Below are 4,328 nucleotides of genomic sequence, written 5' to 3' on the forward strand. Positions count from 1 at the left end.
CCCTTAGCGCCTCCTGTGGCTGCTGATTTGGAAGGTCGAGATATTCCTTTAGGGACGGTGTGGCAAGCTCTGCTAAACCTACAAAAAAGCCAGGATTTGGTTTTAATTGAGGGTTTAGGGGGTTTAGGTTGTCCTGTCACCCACGAGCTAACTTTGGCGGATTTAGCGGCTCAATGGCGGTTAAAAACCCTTTTAGTGGTGCCGGTGAAATTGGGGGCAATTTCCCAGACGGTGGCTAATATTGCCCTAGCAGAGCAGAAAAAGGTCAATTTGGGCGGAATTATCCTTAATTGTCTCGAACCGCGCACGGAGATGGAAATAGAGCAGTTAACACCGATCGATTTAATTCAATCCTTGACTAATTGTCCGGTTTTAGGTGTTTTTCCCTTTATCGAAGATCGTCGGGATTTGGATAAATTGGCCTCGGTGGTAGCTAGTTGGCCAGAAATTAAGCTGCCCGCGCATTTAAATTGCTTGTTGAGATGAGGCAAAAGGCAACCCCCCCCTGCCCCCCCGACATCGGGGGGGTAAGGGTAGGGTTGATTCATTGTAGGGTTGATTCATTGTAGGGTTGATTCATTGTAGGGCTAATTCATGAATTAGCCCTACACGACATCGGGGGGGTAAGGGAATAAATTAGGGGAAGTCCAGATATTCTTGTTCTGTTAGGGCAAATTCTGGATCAATGATTTTTACCTCATTATAGGTGAGTTGATAGAGTTTGTAAACTAATTTGTCTATGGCATCTGTGATTTTGGAAATATCAGCTTTTTCGTCTGCATTTCTTATTGAAATAATCTCTTTCACAAGTCGGTTAAGTTCTTTGTTGTTGGTGTCACAAAGGGGCGAGTTTCGTAAATAGATTGGTTTTATTTCATAATCGAAATATCTCTTTGAATAAAGCCAATTAAAAAGCTTAGAATTTAATATACCCAAAAGACCTTCAAGTGAATTATTGCCTTTTAAAATTATGTTTGAAATTCTATTGAGGTTATATTTTTTGTTATAATCAATCGAAGCAATTATTCTTTCCTTTAGAGAAATATTTCTTGTCCGCACAATTAATATTTTTGGTTCTGTAAAAAACTTTTCATCTGGCAAAGTTCTACCCAACTTGCCTTTGCTTTTTACAAACTCTTTGTCATACATTATGTAGCCTTCTGTCTTGATATTACCATATTTTGATACTCCCGTTCCTGGAACCATTGGATGGTATCTTTTATCAAGTTTTGTTTCTGATGTTAACTCGTCTTTTATATAACCTGTATTTATACCGACCCCAAAGTCATAACCCGTTTCAATTTTTGGAAAATTTGAGAGTAGTTTATTTACAATATTATATTCTTCGTCATTTAGTAAATAGTCAAATACTAAAAACTCATTTGACAAAAATCTATCCTGTTTCAGAGTATATGCTGGAGTTGTAGCCACATCAATTGGTTTTTGCGGATTAATTACGCTTGTTTTTTCACCATTGTATTTTAACTTCTGAAGAATATATATCGCAGAGTCTACTGTAGCTTCTTCAAACACTGAACCACCAAGCGGAACAATATTTTTAAGTGTGGAATTTTCTAAAAGAAACTTTCTTGTTTTGTCGAATGATGTTTGAAGAAGGAAAGATGAGTTAGTAATTAAAGAATTAAAGCCATTCTGTTTGGTGATTTTAAGTGATTGCTCAATGAAGAACTTATACAATTCATAATTACCTGATGTATTATAAAAATTACTGTTAAAATATTCCTTAACATTCTCAATGTCAGCATTTCTATAAATATAAGGAGGATTCCCAATGACAACATCAAACCCGACAAAATCCCCGTTATCATTCAACACTTCGGGAAACTCAAACCGCCATTCTAAAGCATTCTCATACAGCCTACCGCTTTCAATATCTGCGATTTCAGCAGTTAGCTTATCAATCTCATTATTTAACTTAGTTACTTTTTTCTCCCGCGCTTTTTGCTCCGTCTTAGTCTCCTCAAACAATAAACCCTGATTTTCCAGATTATAAAGTTCCCCTTGTAATTGACGTAACTTCACCTTCTTAGGATCACCAGTTAATAAATTAGCACTAAAACCAGCCTTAATCTTAGCAATCAGCGTTTCCATCTCCCGCTTTTGTTCCTTATTTTCCGCGTTGCGATAAGTCTGTACCGCATTGCGATATTGCTCAATACTAAACTTCTGCTTCTGTAAAACCTGTTTAACATCCACATCCAAAGCAAACCGACTAATCAAAGAATTACCACACTTGATATTAATATCAATATTTGGCAAAGTTTCTAAATTGCCATCCTCGCGATAATAAGCATTTTTTAAAAGCTCAATCCATAACCGCAAGCGACAAATAGTCACGGAATTAGGGTTAATATCCACCCCAAATAAACACCCCTCGATAATCGTCTGTTTCTCATGAAATAAGGCTTGCTGTACCCGTTGCTTTTCTTTATTATTCGGATGATAAGCAAATAAATTCCCCTCATCATCATAAACCAATAACTTATCGTTTCGCACCTCTACCCGATAATCTTTTAGCGACTTACCCGAAGTATCTAATAAAACCCGTAACTCACTCTTAATCGCGATTATCTCATTCAAAGCTGAAACTAAAAAATGTCCCGAACCCACCGCCGGATCGCAAATCTTCAGGCTATTAATAATAGTATTTGCCTCTCTTTTGTCCTCAATTCGTTCATATAAATCATCTAAACTTTGACAATTCCAGCCTTTTACTTCATTAAACTTCTGCACAATCGCTCTTCGTATCGTTTCCCGAAACATATACATGGTAATAAAACTCGGGGTATAAAAAGAACCGTCCTTATAACCATTAATCTTTTCAAAAATTAACCCCAACACCGAAGCATTAATTAACTTTTCGCTATCTTCTTGAGGATTTTCTAACTCATCTCGATCGAATTTATAAGCATCCAAAAACTCAAACAAATAAGCCAACGCATTTAACTCACCTACTCGCTTATTACCCTGATTATCTTTTAGCACCGTACCTGCAAAAATGGGTAAAGTTCGCTCCCGCAAATTGCCAATAAAAATCGTTTGCTGTTCCGTCTCCGTTGGCTCAAATAGCGAACTATTTAAATAAGGTACATGAGCAAAAGTCGTTTTAACCTTAGCCTCGCGCTTATTTGTCTCCCTGGCTAACACATCAAAAAACAAACTATCGAGATCATCATAACTGGGAACTTTCGCCAAATTGAGAAAGGCAAAATCTCGATCGCCTTGATGATATTTAATTAATTGCGCTTCCAATAATTTGAGAAACAAAACCCGATTAATCCAATTAATTGATAACCGCAACGCCACATTATAAAGCCGTTCCTCATCCGTAGTTCCAAACTCTTCAGTTAATTTTGAAGTCTTATCTAAACTATCCAACCGACTAATCGCATTTTCAATCAGGGAACCATCACAGCGATCGCCTGCTTTCATTTGTCCAATTAATTTCTTCCCTTTTTCCTTAACTTCCGTCAAACCAATAATATACAAAAGCTCATTATAAAAAGGCTTATTTAAAGTATTACTGTCATTAACAAAAGGTAACTTAAGTAAATGTTCTGGCGAAAGAATCTTGTAAATATCAAGCAAATCTAAATTTTCCAGTTCTCGCAGATCAAAATGAGTAAACTTAATTTGCTCAATAACTTTAGTGATCGCTGGTTCGGCAATTTGTTGATAGAAAAAATCCGTTTTCGTACTACTCAGTCTCCCTGCTTCAAAATCGCAAAACTGGTTAACTAGAGCCTTATTAGCAAAAAACAACTCCTCAAAAGTCTTCCCATCGAAAATAAACCACTCATAAATATTTGTTACAATCAAGTGTTTAATCTCAAGATTTTTATCTGTCACCCTTTCGCGGAGAAAATATAAAACTAACTGCTGAAAAGCCTTAGTATTGAGATTATCCAGTCTTGGCATTTCTGCATTTATTGTCCGAGTAGGTTTCTTCGTCTCAAAAATGACCCCCACTGGAATTTTAACATCCTGGTTATTATGAATCACCAGATCGATGCGCTCTTTTGTATTGATAAAATAGTGATCGGTATAATAGGTATTTTTTAAAAAATCTATCAGCAAATTTTTATTAAACTCTTCGGACTTTTTGCTGTCACATTGCTCCAACAAGCGCGTCAAATTAGCTTGAAAAACCTGAATTGTTTCAGTATCAGGCTTAATTTTCAAGTACACCCGATTTAAGGTTTGCTTGAGTTCTCGCTTATTGACGATCATAAAAGTTTACCTCTAGGGAAACTACCGATTAATTTTATTATATATAGCATTGCCAAATGATCGGTTATACTCATGCA

At 36.5% G+C, this 4,328-nt stretch carries 2 protein-coding genes; one reads left to right on the top strand and one right to left on the bottom strand.

Annotated elements, in window-relative coordinates:
• Window positions 1-486 (top strand): dethiobiotin synthase (gene bioD, locus IQ242_RS17845; RefSeq protein WP_193960891.1); only part of this gene is annotated, 486 nt, incomplete at its 5' end.
• A 150-nt stretch (window positions 487-636) separates the two neighbouring features.
• Here bioD and IQ242_RS17850 read toward each other — a convergent pair.
• On the bottom strand, window positions 637-4,251 hold the full coding sequence (locus tag IQ242_RS17850) for an Eco57I restriction-modification methylase domain-containing protein (RefSeq protein ID WP_193960892.1): 3,615 nt from the start codon (window positions 4,249-4,251) through the stop codon (window positions 637-639).
• Between the last annotated feature and the right edge of the window lie 77 nt (window positions 4,252-4,328).

This window comes from Microcystis sp. LEGE 08355 (genome assembly GCF_015207185.1).
GTDB classification, from domain to species: domain Bacteria; phylum Cyanobacteriota; class Cyanobacteriia; order Cyanobacteriales; family Microcystaceae; genus Microcystis; species Microcystis panniformis.

Bases quoted from the DNA above. Each gene is read 5' to 3' on its own strand.
- IQ242_RS17850 (WP_193960892.1), bottom strand. From the start codon at position 4,251: ATGATCGTCAATAAGCGAGAACTCAAGCAAACCTTAAATCGGGTGTAC.